General features: G+C 30.2%; 21 protein-coding genes and 1 tRNA gene. 10 read left to right on the forward strand and 12 right to left on the reverse strand.

The features are described from left to right. Nucleotides 1-39: 39 nt before the first annotated feature. Nucleotides 40-312: a 30S ribosomal protein S15 gene (gene rpsO, locus KAR67_RS01550; RefSeq protein WP_002781371.1), complete on the reverse strand. Its 273-nt coding sequence runs from the start codon at nt 310-312 to the stop codon at nt 40-42. 165 nt (nt 313-477) lie between these two features. Between rpsO and KAR67_RS01555 the strand changes: the two genes are divergently transcribed. Genes KAR67_RS01555 through KAR67_RS01575 form a run of 5 tightly spaced genes read left to right on the forward strand, consistent with a single transcriptional unit; the run spans nt 478 to nt 4,965 of the window. Further along, nucleotides 478-888 (forward strand): RrF2 family transcriptional regulator, encoded by a 411-nt coding sequence (locus tag KAR67_RS01555; protein ID WP_131235499.1) that lies wholly within the window; start codon nt 478-480, stop codon nt 886-888. Further along, nucleotides 875-3,052 (forward strand): flagellar biosynthesis protein FlhA, encoded by a 2,178-nt coding sequence (gene flhA, locus KAR67_RS01560; protein WP_002792410.1) that lies wholly within the window; start codon nt 875-877, stop codon nt 3,050-3,052. The genes KAR67_RS01555 and flhA overlap by 14 nt, the downstream gene beginning before the upstream one ends. Before the next feature lie 8 nt (nt 3,053-3,060). Then, nucleotides 3,061-4,113, forward strand: a complete 1,053-nt coding sequence (locus KAR67_RS01565; RefSeq protein WP_002776928.1) for a DHH family phosphoesterase — start codon at nt 3,061-3,063, stop codon at nt 4,111-4,113. Then, nucleotides 4,094-4,336: a hypothetical protein gene (locus tag KAR67_RS01570; RefSeq protein ID WP_002776930.1), complete on the forward strand. Its 243-nt coding sequence runs from the start codon at nt 4,094-4,096 to the stop codon at nt 4,334-4,336. The genes KAR67_RS01565 and KAR67_RS01570 overlap by 20 nt, the downstream gene beginning before the upstream one ends. Next, nucleotides 4,333-4,965, forward strand: a complete 633-nt coding sequence (locus tag KAR67_RS01575; RefSeq protein ID WP_002776932.1) for a hypothetical protein — start codon at nt 4,333-4,335, stop codon at nt 4,963-4,965. Before KAR67_RS01570 ends, KAR67_RS01575 begins: the two co-directional genes overlap by 4 nt. On the opposite strand, the gene KAR67_RS01580 is transcribed toward KAR67_RS01575, so the two are convergent. The 3 genes from KAR67_RS01580 to dsbI all read right to left on the reverse strand — a co-directional run bounded on the left by KAR67_RS01580 (nt 4,953) and on the right by dsbI (nt 6,640). Continuing rightward, complete coding sequence (locus KAR67_RS01580) at nt 4,953-5,093, reverse strand: hypothetical protein (RefSeq protein ID WP_002781373.1); 141 nt, start codon at nt 5,091-5,093, stop codon at nt 4,953-4,955. The two genes, KAR67_RS01575 and KAR67_RS01580, sit on opposite strands and share 13 nt — an antisense overlap. A 124-nt stretch (nt 5,094-5,217) precedes the next feature. After that, complete coding sequence (locus KAR67_RS01585) at nt 5,218-5,856, reverse strand: thiol:disulfide interchange protein DsbA/DsbL (protein ID WP_002781375.1); 639 nt, start codon at nt 5,854-5,856, stop codon at nt 5,218-5,220. 88 nt (nt 5,857-5,944) lie between these two features. After that, nucleotides 5,945-6,640 (reverse strand): protein-disulfide oxidoreductase DsbI, encoded by a 696-nt coding sequence (gene dsbI / locus KAR67_RS01590; protein WP_002784738.1) that lies wholly within the window; start codon nt 6,638-6,640, stop codon nt 5,945-5,947. A gap of 625 nt (nt 6,641-7,265) precedes the next feature. Here dsbI and KAR67_RS01595 point away from each other — a divergent pair. The 3 genes from KAR67_RS01595 to KAR67_RS01605 are packed head-to-tail and all read left to right on the forward strand — an operon-like array spanning nt 7,266 to nt 10,673. Further along, complete coding sequence (locus KAR67_RS01595; protein ID WP_002776952.1) at nt 7,266-8,330, forward strand: tyrosine-type recombinase/integrase; 1,065 nt, start codon at nt 7,266-7,268, stop codon at nt 8,328-8,330. Further along, complete coding sequence (locus tag KAR67_RS01600) at nt 8,320-10,098, forward strand: bifunctional anthranilate synthase component I family protein/aminotransferase class IV (RefSeq protein ID WP_002784736.1); 1,779 nt, start codon at nt 8,320-8,322, stop codon at nt 10,096-10,098. Before KAR67_RS01595 ends, KAR67_RS01600 begins: the two co-directional genes overlap by 11 nt. Further along, on the forward strand, nt 10,095-10,673 hold the full coding sequence (locus KAR67_RS01605; RefSeq protein WP_002776954.1) for an aminodeoxychorismate/anthranilate synthase component II: 579 nt from the start codon (nt 10,095-10,097) through the stop codon (nt 10,671-10,673). The genes KAR67_RS01600 and KAR67_RS01605 overlap by 4 nt, the downstream gene beginning before the upstream one ends. On the opposite strand, the gene KAR67_RS01610 is transcribed toward KAR67_RS01605, so the two are convergent. Beyond that, nucleotides 10,670-11,530, reverse strand: coding sequence for a DMT family transporter (locus tag KAR67_RS01610; RefSeq protein WP_192801049.1), 861 nt, complete (start codon nt 11,528-11,530; stop codon nt 10,670-10,672). The two genes, KAR67_RS01605 and KAR67_RS01610, sit on opposite strands and share 4 nt — an antisense overlap. Before the next feature lie 194 nt (nt 11,531-11,724). Between KAR67_RS01610 and murA the strand changes: the two genes are divergently transcribed. After that, nucleotides 11,725-12,981, forward strand: a complete 1,257-nt coding sequence (murA, locus tag KAR67_RS01615) for a UDP-N-acetylglucosamine 1-carboxyvinyltransferase (protein WP_002776956.1) — start codon at nt 11,725-11,727, stop codon at nt 12,979-12,981. After that, entirely contained in the window at nt 12,978-14,144 is a 1,167-nt protein-coding gene (locus KAR67_RS01620) for a molybdopterin molybdotransferase MoeA (RefSeq protein ID WP_002776957.1), read from the forward strand. Before murA ends, KAR67_RS01620 begins: the two co-directional genes overlap by 4 nt. An 84-nt stretch (nt 14,145-14,228) precedes the next feature. Here KAR67_RS01620 and KAR67_RS01625 read toward each other — a convergent pair. From KAR67_RS01625 to KAR67_RS01655, 7 genes are all read right to left on the reverse strand, one after another. Then, nucleotides 14,229-14,303: transfer RNA gene (locus KAR67_RS01625), tRNA-Gly, on the reverse strand. A 70-nt stretch (nt 14,304-14,373) separates the two neighbouring features. Continuing rightward, on the reverse strand, nt 14,374-16,305 hold the full coding sequence (locus KAR67_RS01630) for an ABC-F family ATP-binding cassette domain-containing protein (RefSeq protein WP_072239351.1): 1,932 nt from the start codon (nt 16,303-16,305) through the stop codon (nt 14,374-14,376). 8 nt (nt 16,306-16,313) lie between these two features. Further along, nucleotides 16,314-17,597 (reverse strand): HAMP domain-containing sensor histidine kinase, encoded by a 1,284-nt coding sequence (locus KAR67_RS01635; protein ID WP_002776969.1) that lies wholly within the window; start codon nt 17,595-17,597, stop codon nt 16,314-16,316. Then, on the reverse strand, nt 17,591-18,253 hold the full coding sequence (locus KAR67_RS01640; protein ID WP_002776972.1) for a response regulator transcription factor: 663 nt from the start codon (nt 18,251-18,253) through the stop codon (nt 17,591-17,593). Before KAR67_RS01640 ends, KAR67_RS01635 begins: the two co-directional genes overlap by 7 nt. Further along, on the reverse strand, nt 18,240-19,823 hold the full coding sequence (serA, locus tag KAR67_RS01645) for a phosphoglycerate dehydrogenase (protein WP_002781748.1): 1,584 nt from the start codon (nt 19,821-19,823) through the stop codon (nt 18,240-18,242). Before serA ends, KAR67_RS01640 begins: the two co-directional genes overlap by 14 nt. Further along, nucleotides 19,820-20,308 (reverse strand): hypothetical protein, encoded by a 489-nt coding sequence (locus KAR67_RS01650; RefSeq protein ID WP_002776976.1) that lies wholly within the window; start codon nt 20,306-20,308, stop codon nt 19,820-19,822. The genes serA and KAR67_RS01650 overlap by 4 nt, the downstream gene beginning before the upstream one ends. Nucleotides 20,309-20,310: 2 nt before the next feature. Beyond that, nucleotides 20,311-21,981: a 30S ribosomal protein S1 gene (locus tag KAR67_RS01655; protein WP_002776978.1), complete on the reverse strand. Its 1,671-nt coding sequence runs from the start codon at nt 21,979-21,981 to the stop codon at nt 20,311-20,313. Nucleotides 21,982-22,067 lie beyond the last annotated feature (86 nt).

Genomic DNA, 22,067 nt, shown 5'->3' on the forward strand with positions numbered 1-22,067 from the left:
TTTGAAGATCAAGCCCTGAAAAAAAGGGCTTGTGAAATTTTATTTATCTCTGAGATTTAATTCTGTAATTAATTTACTATAAGAATTGTAATCTTTTCTTTTTAGATAAGCTAAAAGTCTTTTTCTTTGACCTACAAGTTTTAAAAGTCCTAATCTTGAAGAAAAATCTTTTTTGTAGATTTTTAAATGTTCTGTAAGTTCTGCAATTCTTGCACTTAAAAGTGCTACTTGAACTTCTGTCGAGCCAGTATCGCCCGCTTTTCTAGCGAATTTCGCAACAATTTCTGCTTTTTTAGCCGAATCCAAAGCCATGATAGACCTCCTGATTGGTGATTTTAAAAGCTAAGATTATATCAAATAAAACAAAAAATAAGCTGAATTTTATATTTTTATTTCAATCATCATTTTTTAAGCCATTTTCTAAGGTTTTTTTATTATAATTAAAACTATTTTTTTATTAAATAAAAGGAGAAATCCGTGCTATTTACCAAAGCTAGCGAGTATGCTTTACTTTCTTTGATTTATATCGCTCATAAAGAAAATCCTCAAGATGTTGATTCTTTAGCATTAGAACTTAATATTCCTAAAAGTTTTTTAGCGAAAATTTTACAAACTCTAGCTAAAGACAATTTATTAAAATCCTTCAAAGGCGCTAAAGGTGGTTTTGCTCTTATTAAAGAGCCAAATCAATACAGCATAAAAGAAATTGTCAATAGTGCAGAAAAGAAAGAAGTAAGTGTTTTTGAATGCAGTGGTGGAGTATGCCCTAATAACAAAGAAGAAAATTGTACTCTTATGCCAATGCTTGTAAATTTACAAAACAAAGTAGATGAATTTTTAGACTCCCTTACCCTAGCGGATATTATGAATCATAATGGCAAAAAATAAATTAGTCGATCTTGTTTTTCCTTTTTTGGGGCCTTTAATTGGTCCTGTATTAAGGGCTAAAAGCCTTACTATAGTTGGATTTATAGTATGTATTTTAGCTATTATTATCGTTCCTTTGCCAAGTCCTATTTTGGACTTTTTTTTAGCTTTAAGTATTGCTTTGTCAGTGCTTATTATTTTAATTTCTATTTATATCCCTAAACCAACGGATTTAACCACTTTTCCAACTCTTATCCTCATCATTACGCTTTTTAGACTTTCTTTAAATATAGCCACTACAAGAATGATTCTAAGCGAAGGGCAGAATGGTCCAGCAGCAGTGAGTGAGATCATCGCAGCCTTTGGAGAATTTGTTGTGGGTGGAAATATGGTCATTGGGGTGATTGTATTTTGTATTTTGGTTTTGATCAACTTTATGGTTGTAACCAAAGGTAGTACAAGGGTCTCTGAAGTACAAGCAAGATTTACCCTTGATGCGATGCCAGGAAAACAAATGGCTATCGATGCGGATTTAAATGCAGGACTTATTGATGAGCAAACTGCAAGAGCGAGGCGTCAAGAAATTATCGCTGAAGCCAATTTCTATGGTGCAATGGATGGTTCTTCTAAATTTATCAAAGGGGATGCGGTTGCAGGTATTATTATAACCATTATAAATATTATAGGCGGCTTTTTAATAGGTGCTTTTCAGCACGATATGGCCTTATCTGATGCAGCTTCCACCTATACTATACTTACCATAGGCGATGGTCTTGTATCACAAATTCCAGGACTTATCACTTCTACAGCAACAGCTATTATCATTACCCGCGCAAGTAAGGATGAGGAAAATTTTGCCGAAGGGACATTGACACAGCTTTTAAGCGAATACCGAACGCTTTTAATCGTAGGTTTTGTCCTTTTTATCTTTGCTCTTGTTCCAGGTTTGCCACATTTATCACTAGGTTTTATGGCTTTGGTATTTTTAGGACTTGGTTATCTAACCAAACAGGTAAAAGAGGGTAAAATCGAAGTTAATGCACCTAAAAAAGCAAAAGCAAGTGCGGCCAATGCTGCAAGTGGAGCGGGTGGGGCTGGCGGAGTTACTGCTCCTGCTAAAAAAAGCGAAGAAGAAATTTTAAAAGAAGAAGAGCATAAAATAAACGATATACTCAAGGTTGAAATTTTAGAGCTTGAGCTAGGTTATGGTTTGATAAAACTTGCCGAAAGCGAATTAACCGAAAGAATTCGCTCCATGAGAAGAAGTATTGCCGAAAGCTTGGGCTTTTTAATGCCAAAAATTAGAATTCGAGATAATTTACGACTTAAGCCTAATGAATACAGCTTTAAACTAAAGGGCGTATCTATAGCAAGTGCTGAAATTTATCCTGATAAATATTTGGCTATGGATAGTGGCTTTATCACAGAAGAGATTGAAGGGATTGCTACAAAAGAACCTGCTTTTAACTCTGATGCACTTTGGATAGATGCAAATTTAAAAGATGAAGCAACTTTAAATGGCTATATCGTTATAGATCCAGCAAGTGTGATCTCAACGCATATGAGCGAGCTTATCAAAGCACATGCAAGCGAACTTCTTACACGCCAAGAGGTGCAAAATCTTCTTGATAAGGTTAAAAATGATTATCCAATCATAGTAGAGGGTGCTTTAGGTGTAGCTCCTGTGAGTCTTATTCAAAAAATTCTTAAAGATTTACTCAAGCACAATATACCTATTAAAGACATGCTGACTATTTTAGAATCCATAAGCGATATTGCTGAAGTAAGCAAAAGCTTTGATATGATTATAGAGCATGTAAGGGCGTCTTTGGCTAGAATGATTACTAATATGTATCTTGACGATAAAGGAAATTTAGATATTTTCATTTTAGACTCTGCTAGTTCTGCAGTTTTAATGGAAAATGTGCAATTTAGAGATGGTAGCTACCATCTACCTTTAAGTGTAGCGCAAACAGGAACTTTGGTAGACACTTTAAGAACTGAAGTTGCCGCAGTAGCAAATGGGCGTATCAAGCCTTTTATACTTTGTGTTGAGCCACAACTTAGAAAATTCATTGCTGATATTTGCTATAATTTTAATATCAATATAGTTGTACTCAGTTTTGCAGAAATAGCAGAAAATACAAATTTTAATACCGAAGGTATTATTAGGATAGAACTTTAAGGAAATCAATGAAAATTTATCATCTTTCACATACTGATCTTGATGGCTATGCCTGTCAATATATAGTCAATTTTTATTTTAAAAATGTAAATTTTTATAATTCTAATTATGGTAAAGAGATCAATGAAAATTTTAATGCAATTTTAGCAGATATAGAAAAAGATAATAGTTTTGGGCAGGCTATTATTTTAATCACTGACTTGAATTTAAATTTAAACCAGTGTGAAGAATTTGATAAAATTTGTAAAGAAAAAAATATCAAAATCTTTTTATTAGATCATCATCAAAGCGGTGAAGAGTGTGCTCAAAAATACGCGTGGTATCTACTGGATAATCAAAGATGTGCGACTAAAATCACTTATGATTTTTTCTCTAAAATTTGTAAGCCTGATTTAGAACTTTTAAATTTTGCTCAGGTTGTAAATGCTGTTGATATTTGGCTAAGTGAGGATGCGAATTTTGAGCTTGGAAAAGTTTTTTTGGGTTTGATTGCCAATGCAAAAGAAATCAATCGTGTGATGTTTAAAGAAGCTCAAGTTTTTTATATGTTTTTCTTGCTTGAAAGAGCAAGAAAATTTATAAACCAACCCAATTCACATATTTTACTAGATAATGCTATCCATTTTATTAAAAAAGATTTTTTTGCTAAAAATCATGATGACACTCTTTCTAATCTCATCTCTTATTTTGTAGTAGAAAAGCTTAGCGAGTTAAAAGAAGAATTCAGTATAGAATATGAGGGTCATAAGGGAATTCTTACCTCAAATATAGGCAATACCTCTATCATAGGTAATGAATTTTTAGTTAAAAATCCCGACTATGATTTTTTCATCGATGTAAGCTCTAGAAAAACCTTAAGTTTTCGTGCAAATGGTAAGATTGATGTAAGCTTGATGGCTAAAAAGCTAGTAGGTGGAGGAGGGCATAAAAATGCTAGTGGTGGGCTTTTTGCAGCTTATAAAGATGGAGCAAATTATAACTATATCAAAGCTCAAATCGTTGATTTGATAAAAAGTAAAGAACTTAAAAAAGGAAATTCAGATGCCACAAACACACAATAAAAATTTAAAAAATGAATTAGAAGATCTAAGATATGAATTAAGCATAGTTTTAGAAGCTATGCTTTTATATGCAGGTGTTAAAAGAGAGAAGCTAGAAAGTGCTATAGAAGCTTATATAGATAATATAGACAGTGTCTTGGAAAATTCAAACAAAGAAGGGGTTGATGAAGTTTTAGAAGTGGTAGAATTTTTAAAAAATCAACATTCAGAGCTTTTTCAATGAAAAAAGTATTTCCGATACTTATTAGTCTTTGTTCTTTATCACTTGCTAATGTTTATGAAAAGCTCAATGATTTTGCATATGAAAAAAAGCCTAATAAAGATTTTAAAATTCAAGAAGTTAAATTGGTGCAATTTTTACAAGATGATAAAAATTGCCTTGAGCTTTTGATAGAAGCAGGGCGGGTAAGAATTCTTAAAAGCTATAATGAGTGTCAAAAATTAAGCAAGGATGCTGACTTTCAAAAATTTCTTAATGAAGATTTTTTAAGATTGTATAAAAACAATGGATATTCTATCAATGAAAATTTGCAAGATCTTAAAAAGGCTATGCAAGATATTATGATATATTATAAATTGCGTTTCGCTTTTAGTAAAAATATACAAGATATGAGTAAAAATAAAAATTTAAGCATTTTAAATATAGATGAAAAAGAAGGAGGCACACTTCTTTATAAAATCAACAATCAAGCTTGCGTAGCCATAGAGCTAGCAAGACACAATTCTAGAATGGCTATGAAAGTCTATGGAATGGAAAATTTAGATAAAGAATGCAAATTATTTATACAGGCTCCATCTTTTAAGAATATTTCTTTTACAAAAAATGATTTTAAATGGTATTATTTAGAATAAAAGAAAGTCTTTAATTTTAAAAGTATTTTTTTAAATAAAAGCACTAAAGCAGAGGGTTCTTTTTTACCAAGAGTTTTGAAAACACAATTATCAAGATCTTTTTTTTCTTGAACGCTTAAATTTTTCATTAAAAACAACCTTTAAAAATATTGCGAACTAATTATAACTAAAGAACTTTATTTTTGCATTAAAAGAAAAATTAATATTAAATTTCAATGCATTATCTAGTGTTAGAAAATGCATTGTTTTATTTTATGGCATATTACTAAGTTTTTTGACGATATCTTCTAAAGCTTGCATTGAACTGATGGCGCTAGGATTGATTTGATATTTACCATTTACAACAAAAGCAGGAGTGCCATAAGTCCTAGCTATATCATTTGCTCTTTTAAATTCGTTTAAAATTTCTTTGGCTTTAGGGGTGCTTAAAAAATTCAATACTTCATTTTTATCGACATTCATAGCCTTTAAGCCTATATCATAAAATTCATCCGAGCTTGAAAAATTGTCCTGCTTGTTTATAAAATAAACTACAAAATAAACATCGGCAAGTTTATGTGATAAACTATCACTATAACTAGCATCTTTGCCATTTTGCTCATCTTTAAATTGGGCAAAGGCAAAAAGCTCGTTAAGTTCATTTGCGTATTCTCCATTCATAAGGCTCACAGGATAGAGTTTAAAATGCAAATTTGGAAAAGCCTCTCTAAGTTTTTCTAAGGTGCCAAATTTATGGTGATTGTAACAATGTATACACTTATAGGAAAAAGCCTCCACAACAGAATTTTTAGAATCAGGCAAAGTTTCTGATAGGGTGATAAAATCATCTGCCATCGCAAAAGTGCAAACAAGACTCAAGCTTGTCAAAATTTTTGTCATTTTTTTAAACATGATTGTTTATCCTTAATTTGATATAAAAAGTAATTCTATTTAAAAAGGATAAACAAGTAAAAAATTTAATCTTTAAAATAAGTATTTTTTAACCCAATATCTTAAGCGCTACAACTAAGCTTATAGTAATGATAGTAAAAACAATTTTTCTTTGACTAAAAACATAGCTTACAAACATTATAAAAAGTAAAATAAAAGAGCATAAAAATGCTATAAAACAGCAAGTAGCCATATTCATAAATTTCAAACTAGGGATTAAATACCAGCCATTATTATAAATTCCATTTTTTCCTACAAAAAATTCTTGGAAAGCATTTAAATAAGCAGACTTTGGAACCATGGGAAAATCCATTCCGCATTGTCCTACGGGTTTAAACCAAGAAGGAAACCGTTCGTGTAAAGGCAGATTAAAAGGGTAGAGTGGAATATCGCGACATCCATTAACACCACTGAAAGGGTTTTCCGTGCTAATAGCTTCATGAATGCGATTTAAATTCAACGAATGTTCTAATCCAAGCCAAATTCCATAAAAAGCTAAAGTATAGGCAAGGATTTTAATAATGGTATTTTTAGGATTTATCAGCGCAATGATGCCTCCTAAAGCTATAATTAACATATCTAACCTTATATAAACACATTGTTCACAAGGTCTCATATAAAGATACTCTTGAAATAAAAAATGCGCTATTAAAACAAGGCTTATCATTATAATACTCATAATAAACCAAGGATTACGCATATCTTGCCATTTAGAAAAATAAACAAACCAATATAAATTTTTCACCTTATTTTTTACTCCTTAAATAATACTTACAGACAAGCAATCATTATAAAAGCTTAATAATAAATACATTCTTAAAAATTTTAAAATTTGGAAAATGTTTTGATGTGTAAATTCAAAAGAATAGGGTATTTATTTTTATTTTATAAATTATCATTTATTATATTATTTTGATAAAAATATATAATGATATGTCAATGTATATTATCTTGACTATTTGAAAAAAAGATAAATTATAGTTTTCAAATTACAAAATAAAATAATCATTTTTATACATTAAATTTTATGGATAAGTTATTAAAATACAAAAAGTAAATATGCTTATAATGCCTATAATATAGCTTATATATTGGCATAATACTTTATAGGATTAGAGTATAAATATAAAAGTTTGAAAATTATAGTTTTCAATACAAAATAATTAATTTTATGTATTTTTACCTTTTATCATACAATTATACAAATATTATTAAGAATTATTTAATATATTTTATATAAGGAATTTAAATTTATTTTTTAAAGTTAAAATGAGCTAGAAAAGCTTTTTTTTACTAAGTTGATACTAAAATACCTTTTTTAGTTAAAATTGATTAAAAACAAAAATTATAAGATTTTAGGAAAAGTTTTTATGAAATATCCTTTAGATTGTGAAGAAAATTTTGAAAAGTCTTTTTTATTTTGGCTTGCAAAATATGTTAAATTTAAACTCAACTCTCTTTCCAATAAAGAACTTAAAAATCCAAAAGCCCTAGCAGAGGTTAATTTTGCACTTACAAGGGGCGTTAAAAATATAGAAGAGCTTGATGCCTTGGCTAAAAAAGCAAGAAATGCGGGTTTAAATGGGGTTAATACTTATTTTAATCCCTTAAAAAAAGTTTTTGAATATCTTAATTTTTATAAATTACACTCCTTAAAGCAAATCGATGAAGAGCTTATAGTGGAGGTTTTAGCAAGTATTACTGGAGCTTTATCGGATGCGAGTAAAAAAAACTACCGTATTGCAGTGATTATTTTTTTTGATTTTTTAGATAAACAAAACGAAGAGGATGAAAAGGCGCATATTTTTAATATTGTACTTAAAAATTGGGGAGGTATTACAGGAAGCAAGGGAGCAAAACTGCCTGAATTCATGAACGAAGATGAGTTAAAAAAATTCCTTGAAGCCATAGAAAATTCAGATTTTAAAAACAATACCATACGCAACAAGCTTATTATAAAAATCATCATTTTTACAGGAATTCGTGTAAGTGAGGCTATCAATATCAAACTCAAGGATATTAGCGAAGAAAACGAACTTTACATTATAAGAATTCGCGCCAAAGGAAATAAATACCGCGTTGTGATGATAAAAAAAGAATTAATCGAGCATTTGTTAAAGGATGTAAGAGTTAATTATTTAAGTGAAGATGGCTTACTTTTTGTCAATCGCAATGGAAAAGCTTTAACACAAGCTTATGTAAGTCGTATTGTAGAGCAAATTTTATTTCGCGCAGGAATTCGCAAGCAAAAAAACGGCGCTCATATGCTTCGCCATACTTTTGCTACCCTACTCTATAAAAAACAAAAAGATTTGGTTTTGGTGCAAGAAGCTTTAGGTCATGCAAGTTTAAATACTTCAAGAATTTATACACATTTTGACAATGATAAATTAAAGCTTGCTGCACAAGTAGCAAAGGAATTAAGTGAGCGCTGAAACAAAATTTGCCATTTTTGGTAAATATTTTTATTATGACTTAAAATTTGTTCTTAAAGCCTATAATAAAAAACAAAGTAAAAAATACTTTAAATTTGTGCAAAAACATAAAGATAAATATTATTTTTTAACTCTTGTGGATTATGAATTTTATAAATACTTACAAGATAAAAACTTCACTAGCAAAGAGGCTTATTTGAGCTTTTATGCTTATAAAAAAAGAAAAAAATTCACTGCGATGAAGGTTGATGAAGAAAATTTTATGCCTATTTTTAAAAATCATTTAGATTTTAAAAACTATGAAAAAAACTTTTTGCAAGTAAAATCCGCTATAGCAAAAGGACGAAGCTATCAGGTCAATCTCACCCAAAGTTTTCATTTTGATAGCTTGCTTGATGGATTTTCTTTGTTTAATCTTTTATCCAAAAGACAAGATACTGAATTTAAAGCGTATATTAAAGATGAAGGACGCGAAATTCTTTCCTTTTCTCCTGAATTATTTTTTAAAATCCATAAAAGAAAAATAATCACCCAGCCTATGAAAGGCACAAGTGCAAGATCTAAGGATTTAAATCAAGATAAGAAAAACAAACTTTTTTTGCAAAAAGATGTTAAAAATTTAAGCGAAAATGTAATGATAGTCGATCTTTTAAGAAACGATCTTTCAAAACTTATCGTTAAAAACAGCATGAAAACAAAGCTTTTTAAAATTCAAAGTTACCCTACTTTACATCAAATGACTTCCATTATAAAAGGCAAGCTTAAAAAAGATATTGATTATTTTCAAATTTTCAAAGCTTTATTTCCCTGCGGTTCGATCACAGGAGCTCCTAAACTTGAAACCATAAAACTTATAGAAGAACTTGAAGCAAGAAAACGCGGAATTTATTGCGGTGCTATAGGTTGTATCCATAAAAATAAAAGCAAATTTAGTGTTGCTATACGCACTCTTGAGAAAAAACAAGATTATCAATACAGCGTGGGAAGTGGTTTGGTGTGGGATTCTAAGCTTGAGGAAGAAATTAAAGAATTGGAGTTAAAAACTCAATTTTTAATGCCTAAAAATTTTTATCTTTTTGAAACTATGTATTATAAAAAGGGTAAAATTTTATTTTTTAAAGAACATTTGCAAAGAATTTTAAATTCTGCCTTAAAATTGAATTTTAACACACAAAAACTCATTAAAGATTTTCAAGAAGTGTTAAGCTACAAATCCAATTTAAAAGAATTTAAAAATTTCAATATCCAAGCTTTAAATGAAAAACTTTTTCATAAAAATCATAGCTTTTTTTATCCAAGCATCATTAAAAGTCATCACAAACAGGCTATTTTTAAACTTATCTTGCAAAAAGATGGCAACTATACTATCTTAGAAAATCATATCAAAACAAGTGATAATAATATCTTGCTTTTAAGTGATAAACCCTTAAATTCACAAAGCGATTCTTTATATCATAAAAGTTCTTTAAGACAAATTTATGATCAAAAAGCTTTTTTATGGAAAGAAAATCAATGCTTTGATATAGCTTTTTTTAATGAAAAAAATGAATTATGCGAAGGTTCAAGAAGTAATATCATCATTAAAAAAGATAAAGTCCTTTATACCCCTACCCTACAAAGTGGACTTTTAAATGGAATTTATAGGCAATTTTTGCTTGATTTAGGACTTATAAAAGAAAAAAAACTTTTTAAAGAGGATTTGTTAAATGCAGATGAGATTTATTGTATCAATTCGGTTAGAGGATTGCAAAAAGTGAGTGTAAAATGAAAAAAATTTTACTCATAGATAATTATGATTCTTTCAGCTATACTATAGTTTTTTATCTTAAAGAATTGGGCTATCAATGTAAAATTATAAAAAATGATGAATTTAAAAAAGCTAAAGATTTAGCTCGCTTTGATTTTTCTCATCTTATCATCTCTCCAGGTCCAAATTCTCCTACTGAATCAAAATTAAGTTTAAAAGCAATTCAATACTTTAAAAAAGATAAAAAAATACTAGGAATTTGTTTAGGACATCAGTGTATAGGCGAGATTTTTGGTGGAAAAATCACTCCGATGCCCTACCCTATGCAAGGTAAAATTTCAAGATTGCATCTTAAGAAAAATGCTAAAAAAAGCCTGCTTTTTAAAGGTATTAAAAATAAAAGTAAAATTTGTTTGTATCATTCTTTACATATTAGCAAAATGCCAAAAAGCTGTGAAATTTTGGCTTTAAATGATAAAAATATCATCATGGCAATCAAGCATAAAAAATACGAGATTTATGGGGTGCAATTTCACCCCGAAGCAATTTTAAGCCAAAATGGCAAAAAATTACTTAAAAATTTTATGAAAATTTAACTTTTTTTAGCATTTAAAATCACGCTTAAGATAATTAAAGCAAAGGCAAAAAGATCTAAAAAGCTGTATCTTGTTCCTAAAAATAAAAAGCTCATAAAAGCAGCTGCTACAGGCTCGATACATGCTATCATGCTTGCTCTTAAAGCTCCTATGTATTCAACCCCTTTAAGATATAGACAAAAAGCCCCTATAGTTCCTATAAATATTATACCTGCTTGGGCTAAATACAAATTAAGAGCAAAATCATAATGCGCTAAACCTTCTTTAAATTCAAGTATCCCAAAAAGTATAAAAGAAGCGATTAAACTAGACCAACCCATAACAAAGAAAATTCCATATTTTGCAATGATTTTTCTTGCACCTAAAGAATAAAAAGCAACCCCAAAAGCTCCTAAAATAGCCCAAAAAATTCCCCATAAATTTAGGTTTAAATTGCGTATATCTCCACCACTTGCAAGCAAAAATAGAGCTAGAATTATAAAAATTAAAGCCATACTTTCAAAAATTTTAGGCATTTTTTTATCTTTTAAACATACATAAATCATGATAAGCAAAGGAGCACAGTATTGTATCATAGTAGCAGTACCCGCATCGGTATAAAAAATAGCTTTAAAATATCCATATTGAGTCATCAATAAACCAAAGAAAGCAAAAATCAAAAAGGATAAAAGCTCATCTTTTTTAAATTGAAATATTTTTATTTTCTTTAAGCTATATAAAATAAGCACTATACCTGTACAAAACAATCTATAAAAACTTACCCAATCTACCCCATAATTATTTTTAAACAAATACTCAGCCAAAACTCCACTTATAGCCCAAAAAATTCCACCCAGTAAAACCAGAAAAACACCCATGATATCACCTTGAAAAATAAAATATTTATCATTACTTTTTAAATTTAAAATAATACAATAAAAATCATCAAACTCGGAAAAATTTAAGCTCCAAATAAATCACAAATTTCAAAACGAAAAGCCCAAGCAATAAACTTTTACAAAGTTTAAAAAGGTATAATTAAGCTTTGAAATTTAAAATAAGGTTTATCATAATGACTTATTTAGAAATACAAGGCTCCCAAAAACTTCAAGGTGAAGTTATAATAAGTGGTGCAAAAAATGCCGCTTTACCCCTAATCGCTTCTAGTATACTTGCAAAAAATGAAGTTAAAATAAATAATGTTCCTAATGTTGCAGACATTAAAACACTCATTTCTTTGCTTGAAAATTTAGGCGCAAAAACTGACTTTAAAGAAAATACAGCATATTTAGATACATCAACACTTGATAAAACCGTGGCCAAATATGATATCGTGCGTAAAATGCGCGCTTCTATCCTTACTTTAGGACCCTTGCTTGCTCGTTTTAATCATTGTGAAGTTTCATTGCCTGGAGGATGTGCTATAGGACAAAGACCTATCGATTTACACCTAAGTGCTTTAGAAAAAATGGGTGCAAATATAGAAATAAAACAAGGTTATGTCGTAGCAAGTGGGAATTTAAAAGGAGCTCAAATTCTTTTTGATAAAATTACCGTTACAGGCAGCGAAAATATCATTATGGCAGCAGCTTTAGCTAAGGGAAAAACTAAGCTTGTAAATGTTGCCAAAGAGCCTGAAGTCGTGCAGCTTTGTGAAGTTTTAGCCAAGGCTGGGCTTGATATAAAAGGCATAGGCACAGATGAGCTTGAAATTTATGGCACAGATAAAGAACTTTTGGATTTTAAAGAATTTAGTGTGATTCCTGATAGGATTGAAGCGGGAACTTATTTGTGTGCAGGAGCTATTACAAATTCTAAAATCACACTTAAAAAAGTAAATGCCGAGCATTTAGGAGCGGTTTTAGCAAAACTCCATCAAATGGGTTTTGAAACTTTGGTAGACAATGATAATATCACCTTATTTCCTGCAAAAGAAATCAAAGCTACGGAGATCATGACTAGTGAATATCCTGGTTTTCCAACCGATATGCAAGCACAATTTATGGCTTTAGCCCTAATGGCAAAGGGTACAAGCATCATCGATGAAAGACTTTTTGAAAATCGCTTTATGCATGTAAGCGAGCTTTTAAGAATGGGTGCGGATATTAAATTAAATGGGCATATTGCTACTATAGTGGGTGGTAAAGAATTAAATGCTGCAGATGTTATGGCTACGGATTTGCGTGCTTCTTCGGCTTTGATTTTAGCAGCACTTGTGGCTAAGGGCACAAGTAGAATACATAGAATTTATCATCTTGATCGTGGTTATGAAAAATTAGAAGAAAAATTTAAAGCCTTAGGCGCTAAAATCACAAGGCTTGAAGAATGAAAAACATTTTTCAAACTTTAGCGCATTTACAAGATCAAATTAAGGCTCTTAATGAGTTTGAATTAATCAGTCTTGAAGAAGCTAAAGATAGGGTTTTGGCTAAAGATCTCTATGCTGTAAAAAATTTACCTAGCTTTGATAATGCTGCGCTTGATGGCTATGCTTTTAATTATGCGGATGTAAATCAAGCTTTAGATATAAAAGGTACGATTTTAGCTGGAGATAAAAACACTTATGAGATCTATAAAAATGAGTGTTTTAAGATCATGACAGGTGCAAAAATGCCCAAAAATGCCGATACTATTTTAATGATAGAAGATGAGTGTATAGAAGAAGGCAAGCTTGTCATCAAAAAGCCACCTAAACAATACAACGCTTATCGTTATAAGGGCGAAGAATTAAAAAAAGATGAGCTTTTGCTAAAAAAAGGCACAAGGCTTAATGCTAGACATATCGCTCTGCTCTCCTCTCAAGGGCTTTATAAAATAGAAGTTGTAAGAAAAATTCGTATTGGAATTTTTTCAAGTGGAGATGAGTTAAAAGAACCTTGGCAAGATTGTGATGAGGAAAATATCTATAATGCTAATGCTTTGCCTTTGCTTGCTTTATTTAAAGATTGCGCTACAAGTTATCTTGGTATTATTAAAGATGATTTTAATGCAACTAAAAAAGCTTTAGAAAATGCTAATTTTGATCTTTTAATCACTTCAGGTGGTGCGAGTGTAGGAGAAGCTGATTTTATGGAAAAGGCTTTAAATGAATTAGGCTTTACTCCACTTTTTAAGGGTTTAAAAGCACGCCCTGCAAGACCAACTAAGCTTTATCAAAAAGATAAAACTTTAGTATTGATTTTACCAGGAAATCCTATGGCAGCTTATCTTTCTGCTTTTATCTTTGCTAGAAAAATCATCGCTTTACTTTACGGGAATTTAGAAAATCCTTTACAAATTCAAGCTTTTATGGGGAGTGATTTAAAAGTAAAAAGTGGAAGAAATAATCTTATCTTAGGGAATTTAGAAAAGGGTATTTTTTATCCTTTTAATGATAATAAATTTGGTTCAGGGATGATACTGCCTCTGATTCAAAGCGAATTTTTACTCATCAGTGAAGAAGAAAAAGTAGATTTTCAAAAAGATGAAAGAATCATGCTTTTTAAACTTTAATATATTAAGATGGTTATTTTAAAAAGTGGATTTATTTTAAAAGATATTTTAGATAAATGAAAAGAAAAATAAATTTGTGAAGTATGGAGCGGGAAACGAGATTCGAACTCGCGACCCCAACCTTGGCAAGGTTGTGCTCTACCCCTGAGCTATTCCCGCAATTTGAAGTCAAATTATAATAAATTTTAATAATTTTTGTCAATAAATTTCATATTTTATTGATAAAAATTTATAGATTTTCACTTTTTTCCAAAACTTCAAAATATTCGCTTTCTAATTTTTCTAATTCTTTTTGTGCTTGTTCTAGCTCTTCATAAAGAGTGTTTATGCCTATTTCTTGATATACGCTTGGGTTTGAAAGATCACTATTGAGTTTAGAAATTTGTTTTTCAAGCATTTCGATTTTTTCGGGATGATTTTTTAAAATTTCATTTTCTTTATAGCTTAGTTTTTTGCTACTTTTTTCTTTTTGCATACGAGTTTGCTCTTGCAAATCAAGACTTGAAACATAATCATCAAATTCTTGCATTTCTTTTTCATTTTCAAGATATTCAGTATAAAGCGTATGCAAAATATTGATCTTAGCGCCGTTCTCAAAAGCATAAAGTTTGGTAGCAATTTTATCTACAAAATATCTATCATGAGATACTAGCAAAATGGCTCCTTCAAAGCTAAGCAAGTACTCTTCTAAAATATTAATAGTCGCTATATCAAGATCATTTGTAGGCTCATCTAGGATTAAAACATCATATTCTTCTGTAAAAAGTAAAGCCAAAGCAACGCGATTTTTTTCTCCGCCACTTAAAATGGAAACGCTTTTATCTAAAAATTCTTTAGGAAATAAGAAATTTTTTAAATACCCATAAACATGCATATTTTTTCCGCGTACTTCAACCCTGTCGCCTCCATTAGGGCAGAAAATTTCAAGCAAGGTTTTATCTGAATTTACAAGACTTCTAGCTTGATCAAAATACCCTATTTTAATCTCTCCACGCTTGATCTCTCCACTATCTTGCTTTAATTCTCCTAAAAGTATTTTTAAAAAAGTAGACTTTCCACAACCATTTTTGCCTACTATAGCAATGCGTTCACCTTGTAAAATACGACTTGAAAAATCTGCAAAAAGAGCTTTTTCTCCTAAATTTTTACTTACATTTTTAAGCTCAAAAAGCATTTTTTTGCGATTAGGAATTTTTTCTCCTGTAAAATTTAAAGCTGCCCTTGAAATTTCAAGCTTTAAACGCTTGATGGAACCAGGATTTTTTTTAGCTTCTTCACGCATTTTAAAAATACGCTCCTTGCGCCCTTCATTTCTTTTAAGTCTTGCTTTAACACCTCTTCTAAGCCATTCTTCCTCGCTTTTTAAATGCTTTAAAAGTGTTTCATGGCTTTTAGCTAAACTTTCTAAAATTTGAGTTTTTTTCTCTAGGTAATTCGTATAACCACCCTTAAACACACTAAGTTTACCTTGATCAACTTCTACACATTTATGCGCAATTGCATCGATGAAATATCTATCATGCGAGATAAAAATCACACACATTTTTGAATTTTTTAACAAATCCTCCAAAAAGCTTGTCATATAAACATCAAGGTGGTTTGTAGGCTCATCAAGCAATAAAATATCAGGATTTTTAAGTAAAAGTATACAAAGACCTACTCTGCGAATTTCACCACCGCTTAAAGTGCAAACCAAACGATCAGAGTAATCTAATAGGCTGAATTCTTTTAAAACACGCGTGATTTTAGCTTCGATATTCCAAGCATCTTTGCTATCGATTAAAGCAATTAAATCATCCATCTGTTTTAAATACTCTTTGTTTGTAGGCTCTTTTTCGAGTTTGCTTTGCGATGCTTCATATTCTTTTAAAGTATTATAAATTTCTTCAAGTTCGATTTTTATGGCTTCTTTAACGCTTAAATTTGCGTTAAAATCAACGGTTTGCGAAAGCATGGCTATACTTTTTCCATTTTGCCTTACCACTCTGCCGCTATCTAGAGCTAGAGTGCCTAAAAATGCTTTTAAAAGACTTGATTTTCCTTCTCCATTTTTTCCTATGATGGCTATTTTTTCGCCTTCATTAGCGCTAAAATTTGCCTCATTTAAAACAATTTTTTCCCCAAATTTTTTTGAAGCGTCAATTAAATCAATAAGTGCCATTTTTTTCCTTAATGAAGTTTAAAACTGAATTTAGAACCCTGCGATACAGTGCTAGAAATTTCTAAATAGCTTTTATGTATGCTTAAAATTTTTTTTACCAAAAAAAGCCCAAGTCCAAAAGAATTATTGCTCTTAGTGTCAATTTTATAAAATTTTTTCGTAATAAATTTTAATTGATTCTTTTCTATACCCTTGCCAAAATCCAAAACACTAATCTTTTGATCTTGCGCAATCAAAATAACCTCTTTTTGGCTGTATTTTAGAGCATTAGAAAGTAAGTTAATAATCACTTGCTCGATTAAAAACTCATCCGCTTTTACTCTAGTGCTTTTTCCGCGTAAAATCACTCTTTCAAAACCTGGGTTTTTAACAATTTTTTCACACAAAGTAAAAAGATCAAATTCTTGCATTTGCAAGGCTTCGTGGTTGAGATTAAAAACAAAATTAAGCTTATGTGTTAAAGCATTCAACTTTAGGCTTTGGCGTGAAATTTTTTCTAGTAATTCGTTTTTGAGTTTTTCATCTTTTAAATTCTCATCCTTAAGCATTTCTAAGCTAAGATCAATCACACTTAAAGGATTTTTAAGCTCATGAGAGATAGCAGAAATAACACTTGCTAATTGAGTATTTTTAAGAGAAATCTTATCACTTTGTTTTTTGTTTTTTTGAGTATTTTTTAAGATTTTTTCCTTTGTTTTTAAAAGTTTTTTGTTTAGTAAATTTAGCTCTTTAAAAATACTCTTTTCTAAAATAATGGGTTTTGAATCGTTGATAAAATTTAAAAATTCTAAAATTTTTTTAAAACTTTTTGCTAGTTTTCTTCCCATAAAAAATACTAAAATAAAAACAAGCATGAAATAAATCCCAAAACTTATGCTGATTTTTAGCCAAAAATTTTGCAAATTTAAAAATCTTGGATAAACAATGATCATATATTTATAGTCTTTATAGGTAAATTTTTTTACAAGAACTCTTTTTGAATTTAAATCATAAATTTTGTTTTCTTCTAAATTTAAAAATAAATCCGCATTTAAAACCGAAGAAATCTCAAAATCATCTTTCAAAATAATAAAATCCGCCCTTGTATCTTGTGCAAATTCTTTGATATTGTTAGAATTTAAATCTTCTAAAAGAGAAAATTTTAAAACATCATCAAGGCTTTTGATTTTTTGTTCGTATTGTTTTAAGAGTAAAAAATTCAAATAAGAATTTGTAAGCGTATAAAATATCACACCAAAACACAAAATCAACAAAACAAAAAAAGTTATAAAAATATTTTTAGTTTTCAACATATCTTATAACCAATGCCCCTAACGCTTATAATATGCTCTTTAAGCTTTGGAAATTTGTTTCTTAGTCTTGTTAATGCTATATTGATCGTCTTGTCACTTGTGGTATCATCTTTCCATACATTTTCACTTAAAAATTGTCGTGTCAATAAAGTATTGGGATTTTCAAAAAAACATTTTAAAAGCTCATATTCCAAATTTGAAACATCTAATTTCTCATTCTTGTAGAAAAATTCATAATTGATCAAATCCAAAGAAAAATCTTTAAAAACTAGCTTTTCTTCTTCTCTTTTGTGGCGTTTTAAAATAGCTTTAATACGAAGTAACAATTCATTAAAATCAAAAGGTTTGCACATATAATCATCGCAGCCACTCTCAAAACCTTCAAGTAAATCTTGATGCAAGGTTTTAGCGGTTAGAAAAATCACCGCTTCTTTATAACCTTGCTTTCTTAGCTCTTTAATCCTATCTAAAGAATCCCCGCTTGGAAGATTTCTATCAACTATCAAAAGATCGATTTGCTCACTATCTAGCAAATCTTCAACTCCTTTAAAATCTAACAAGGAAAAAATTTGATAATCGCAAGCCTTAAGTCTTAAACTAAGCAAATCATTTAAATCTATATCATCTTCTATGATAAGAATTTTAGATTTCGACATATTGTACAAATATACACGCCTCTAGTTGTCTTAATTCTTCTAAAACTTCTTTTTGCACTTTTTCGTCGATCAATACCACTGCTAAAGCATATCCAAAACCATCTCTACCCAATCTAAAATCAGCGATATTGATATTTTTAGATGCTAAGACAGAGCTGATTTTAGCAATAACCCCTGGGATATCTTTATTTTTGAAAATAATCATTTTTCCTTTTGGCTTGAAATCAGTTTGAAAGCCATTTAATCCAACTATGCGTTGTTCATTTTCATTAAATACAGTTCCTGAAACATTAATATTTGAATTCTCTGTGATGATTTTAACACTAAGTTTGTTGTTATAACCGCTATTTGGAAGGGTTTCGCAAGATAAATCTACACCTTTTTCTTTGGCAACAAATTCAGCATTAACATAATTTATTTTTTCACCTAAAATTCCACTTAAAGCTCCTACAGCAGCAAATGTAAGCATTGAAGTAGCATATTCGCCTATCACCCCTTCTGCTTCTAATTTAATACTTTTTATAGGATTTTTATCAATTTGAACTGCTAAAAATGCCATCTTAGAAACAAGCTCGATGTAAGGTGCTACAAAAGGTGGTAAATCCTCAGTTTTAATAGGTAAATTAAGAGCATTAGGATATGCCACACCTCTAGCCGCATTTAGGGCTTGTTCACAAGCTTCTCTTGCAATATTGTCTTGACTTTCTAGAGTATTAGCTCCAAGATGAGAGGTTACTGAAACATTTTCAAAATCTAAAAGAGGATGGTTGGTAGCAGGTTCTTTTTTGAAAACATCGATACCAAGCCAAGCTATTTTACCACTTTTTAAGCCTTCGCATAGAGCTTCTTCTGTATATAAGCCCCCGCGAGCACAATTAATAAGTCTTATACCATCTTTCATTTTTGCGATTTCATTAGCACCAATCATACCATCAGTTTCTTTAGTTTTTGGCGTATGGATGGTGATAAAATCGCTTTGAGTAAGAATTTCATCCAAACTTTTTGCTTGCTCCATATCTAAGTCTGTGATTTTAGAAGCTGAAATATATGGATCGTAGGCTAGAATTTTCATACCAAAAGCTTTGGCACGGATGGCTACACGCGAACCTATATTTCCAAAACCGATAACACCCAAGGTTTTACCCATGAGCTCTACGCCATACCACTTTTCTCTTTCCCATTTTCTTTCATTCTTTAAAAAATTATGTGCATTAACAAAACTTCTAGCAGAACTTAGAAGATGAGCCATAGTAAGCTCTACTGCAGCAATGGTATTAGCAGTTGGGACATTCATTACTATAACACCGCGTTTGGAACATTCAGGGATATCAACATTATCCACCCCTACTCCTGCGCGTATAAGAGCTTTGAGTTTTTTAGCATGATTTAAAAAATTGACATCTACATCAGTAGAACTTCTAGTAATAGCGACTTCTACATCTGCAAGCATATCCATTAACTCATTCTTTGGAACTTTAGCAGCTTCTATAAGCTCAATATCCTCAGCTTTTCTTAAAAGCTCTACACCCTTATCTAAAATTGCATCACAAACAATAATCTTTTTTTTCATAACCAAATCTCCTTCGCTTCTGTGTTAATTTTATATTTTTTAAGTTCTTTGATAATATCATCAATTAAATTTTTATTGCCCGTATCTAAAAAGATTTCAGGACTTTCGCCGGATTTTAATAAAAAATACTTCACGTTAAAAGAATTTAAAGTCTGTCTTAAACAAAACATGGAGTAAATATCATGCTTATTAACAACAAGTTGATAGTATTTGTTTTTTTCTTTAAGCTCACTAGTATCTGCATCAAAATGTAGAGTAAATTGCTCTACGGCTGGAGTAAAATCTTTACTAGGCCATTTGGCTAATTCTTCTCGCCAAGTGAGTTCTTGGGTTTGCCTTTCTTCAATCTGATGCGTATTTGTATCTTTAGCAAATTCGGGAATAAAGTTAGAATTTGCTTTAAATTTCCAAAGCAGTACAAAAACGACAATAAGCAAGATGAGTAATAAAATACTCAAAATGCTTATAGTTGCATATTTTTTCATCATTAAGCTAACTGATCTTTAATGATATCACCTAAAGTTACTTTATCGTCGCTATTGATTTCATTTAATACTTCTCGCTCTTTAATTCTAACCAAATTCTTAACACTTAGGCGAATTCTGTTTTTCTTTTCATCGATAAATGCAATTGCAGCTTCAATTTCATCACCAATTTTTAAATTCTCAAGAGTTGAAGCACTAATATCTTCTTTATGAATAAGCGCATCTACATTTTTATTGAGTTCTACAAATACTCCAAAATCTTTGATATCTCTAATTTTTCCTTTAACGATATCGCCTACTTTATGATTTTTAGCATATTCTTGAACAGGTGATTCGCTAAGTTCTTTAATGCTTAAAGAAATTTTTTGACCCTCTTCGTCGATTTTGATAATCTTAACTTTGATAATATCACCATTGTTAAATTTATCTTTACATTTTTCATTTCTGTCCCAAGATGCATCTTCATTATGCAAAAGACCCTCTACAGAACCAATTTTTACAAAAGCACCAAAAGAAGTCGTTGAAGTAACTTCTCCTTCTATCACATCACCAATTTTGTGATTTTTCATAAATTCGTCAAAAGGTTTAGAAAGTAAATTTCTTAAAGATACTCTTAAGCGTCTTTCATCTGAATTGATTTCAATAACTTCAACATCGATTTCTTGGCCCTTGCTAATATAATCTTTTGGATTTTTTATATTTTTATCCCAAGAAATTTCGCTAATATGCAAAAATCCTTCTATATCGTTACCCAAATCAACAAAAGCACCATATGGCTCTATATTTGAAACAATAACCTTAATGGTATCACCCACTTCTAAGCTGTCTTTAATTTCTCCCCAAGGATCAGGTAAAGCCGCTTTGATAGAAAGGGATAAATGTTTGCGATCTTTGTCATATTTTACTACTTTGACAGGAACTTTATCTCCTTCTTTGTATAAAATACTAGGATTTACAGGTCCTTTATATGAAATTTCACTATAGTGAACAAGTCCATCAACACCACCCACATCAACAAACATACCATAAGTTGTAATTTTTTTTACAACACCTTCGATAAGCCCTTCTTGCTGAGCGATATTATTAATAAGTTCTTTGCGTTTTTTTCTTTCATCATCTAAAGTTTTCTTTCTAGATACAATAATGCTTTGCTCTTCTTTATCAACTTTGATGATTTTAACCTTAAAAGTTTTACCTATAAGATTGTTATTTTCTTTGAAGCCGTATTGTGATTTTGGTAAGAAAAATTCTACATCATCATCATTTACAACAACAAGTCCGCCTTTATTCTTTCCTACTACTTTTACTTCAAAAATATACTCATCATCTTCTTTATAATTTTGAATAAAATCGATAACTTTTTCTTTTCTTAAAGCTTTTTTGTGAGAAAGTAAAGATCTACCACCACGAGAGCCTACAACAGCAACTTTAATGCTATCACCTACTTTAAATAACAAATTAGCATTTTCATCTTGAATTTCATTTAATGCTAAAATACCTTCTGATTTTCTGCCTATATCTACATAGACTTCATCATTTTTAATCTCTACGATTACACCTTCAGTTATAGTTTCTTCTCTTGACTTGTCAAAAGCTTCTAAAAGCTGCCCAAAGTCTTCATCTTCAAGATAGTCCTCTAAATTGTTTTGAACTTTTTTGTTCACCTCGCTCATCATGGTCCTTTTGAAAAAAAATTAAAATTTGACTGATTTTACCTTATTTTTCTTTAATTAGTGTTAAGAATTTTAATTTTTATTAA

Origin of the sequence: Campylobacter sp. JH32, assembly GCF_017846535.1 — a bacterium.
GTDB lineage: Bacteria > Campylobacterota > Campylobacteria > Campylobacterales > Campylobacteraceae > Campylobacter_D > Campylobacter_D coli.

What these genes read in the sequence shown, in the direction of transcription:
- rpsO (WP_002781371.1), bottom strand. Translation starts at nt 312, where the DNA reads ATGGCTTTGGATTCGGCTAAAAAAGCAGAAATTGTTGCGAAATTCGCT.
- flhA (WP_002792410.1), top strand. Translation starts at nt 875, where the DNA reads ATGGCAAAAAATAAATTAGTCGATCTTGTTTTTCCTTTTTTGGGGCCT.
- KAR67_RS01565 (WP_002776928.1), top strand. Translation starts at nt 3,061, where the DNA reads ATGAAAATTTATCATCTTTCACATACTGATCTTGATGGCTATGCCTGT.
- KAR67_RS01570 (WP_002776930.1), top strand. Translation starts at nt 4,094, where the DNA reads ATGCCACAAACACACAATAAAAATTTAAAAAATGAATTAGAAGATCTA.
- KAR67_RS01575 (WP_002776932.1), top strand. Translation starts at nt 4,333, where the DNA reads ATGAAAAAAGTATTTCCGATACTTATTAGTCTTTGTTCTTTATCACTT.
- KAR67_RS01580 (WP_002781373.1), bottom strand. Translation starts at nt 5,093, where the DNA reads ATGAAAAATTTAAGCGTTCAAGAAAAAAAAGATCTTGATAATTGTGTT.
- KAR67_RS01585 (WP_002781375.1), bottom strand. Translation starts at nt 5,856, where the DNA reads ATGTTTAAAAAAATGACAAAAATTTTGACAAGCTTGAGTCTTGTTTGC.
- KAR67_RS01595 (WP_002776952.1), top strand. Translation starts at nt 7,266, where the DNA reads ATGAAATATCCTTTAGATTGTGAAGAAAATTTTGAAAAGTCTTTTTTA.
- KAR67_RS01605 (WP_002776954.1), top strand. Translation starts at nt 10,095, where the DNA reads ATGAAAAAAATTTTACTCATAGATAATTATGATTCTTTCAGCTATACT.
- KAR67_RS01610 (WP_192801049.1), bottom strand. Translation starts at nt 11,530, where the DNA reads ATGGGTGTTTTTCTGGTTTTACTGGGTGGAATTTTTTGGGCTATAAGT.
- murA (WP_002776956.1), top strand. Translation starts at nt 11,725, where the DNA reads ATGACTTATTTAGAAATACAAGGCTCCCAAAAACTTCAAGGTGAAGTT.
- KAR67_RS01620 (WP_002776957.1), top strand. Translation starts at nt 12,978, where the DNA reads ATGAAAAACATTTTTCAAACTTTAGCGCATTTACAAGATCAAATTAAG.
- KAR67_RS01630 (WP_072239351.1), bottom strand. Translation starts at nt 16,305, where the DNA reads ATGGCACTTATTGATTTAATTGACGCTTCAAAAAAATTTGGGGAAAAA.
- KAR67_RS01635 (WP_002776969.1), bottom strand. Translation starts at nt 17,597, where the DNA reads ATGTTGAAAACTAAAAATATTTTTATAACTTTTTTTGTTTTGTTGATT.
- KAR67_RS01640 (WP_002776972.1), bottom strand. Translation starts at nt 18,253, where the DNA reads ATGTCGAAATCTAAAATTCTTATCATAGAAGATGATATAGATTTAAAT.
- serA (WP_002781748.1), bottom strand. Translation starts at nt 19,823, where the DNA reads ATGAAAAAAAAGATTATTGTTTGTGATGCAATTTTAGATAAGGGTGTA.
- KAR67_RS01650 (WP_002776976.1), bottom strand. Translation starts at nt 20,308, where the DNA reads ATGAAAAAATATGCAACTATAAGCATTTTGAGTATTTTATTACTCATC.
- KAR67_RS01655 (WP_002776978.1), bottom strand. Translation starts at nt 21,981, where the DNA reads ATGAGCGAGGTGAACAAAAAAGTTCAAAACAATTTAGAGGACTATCTT.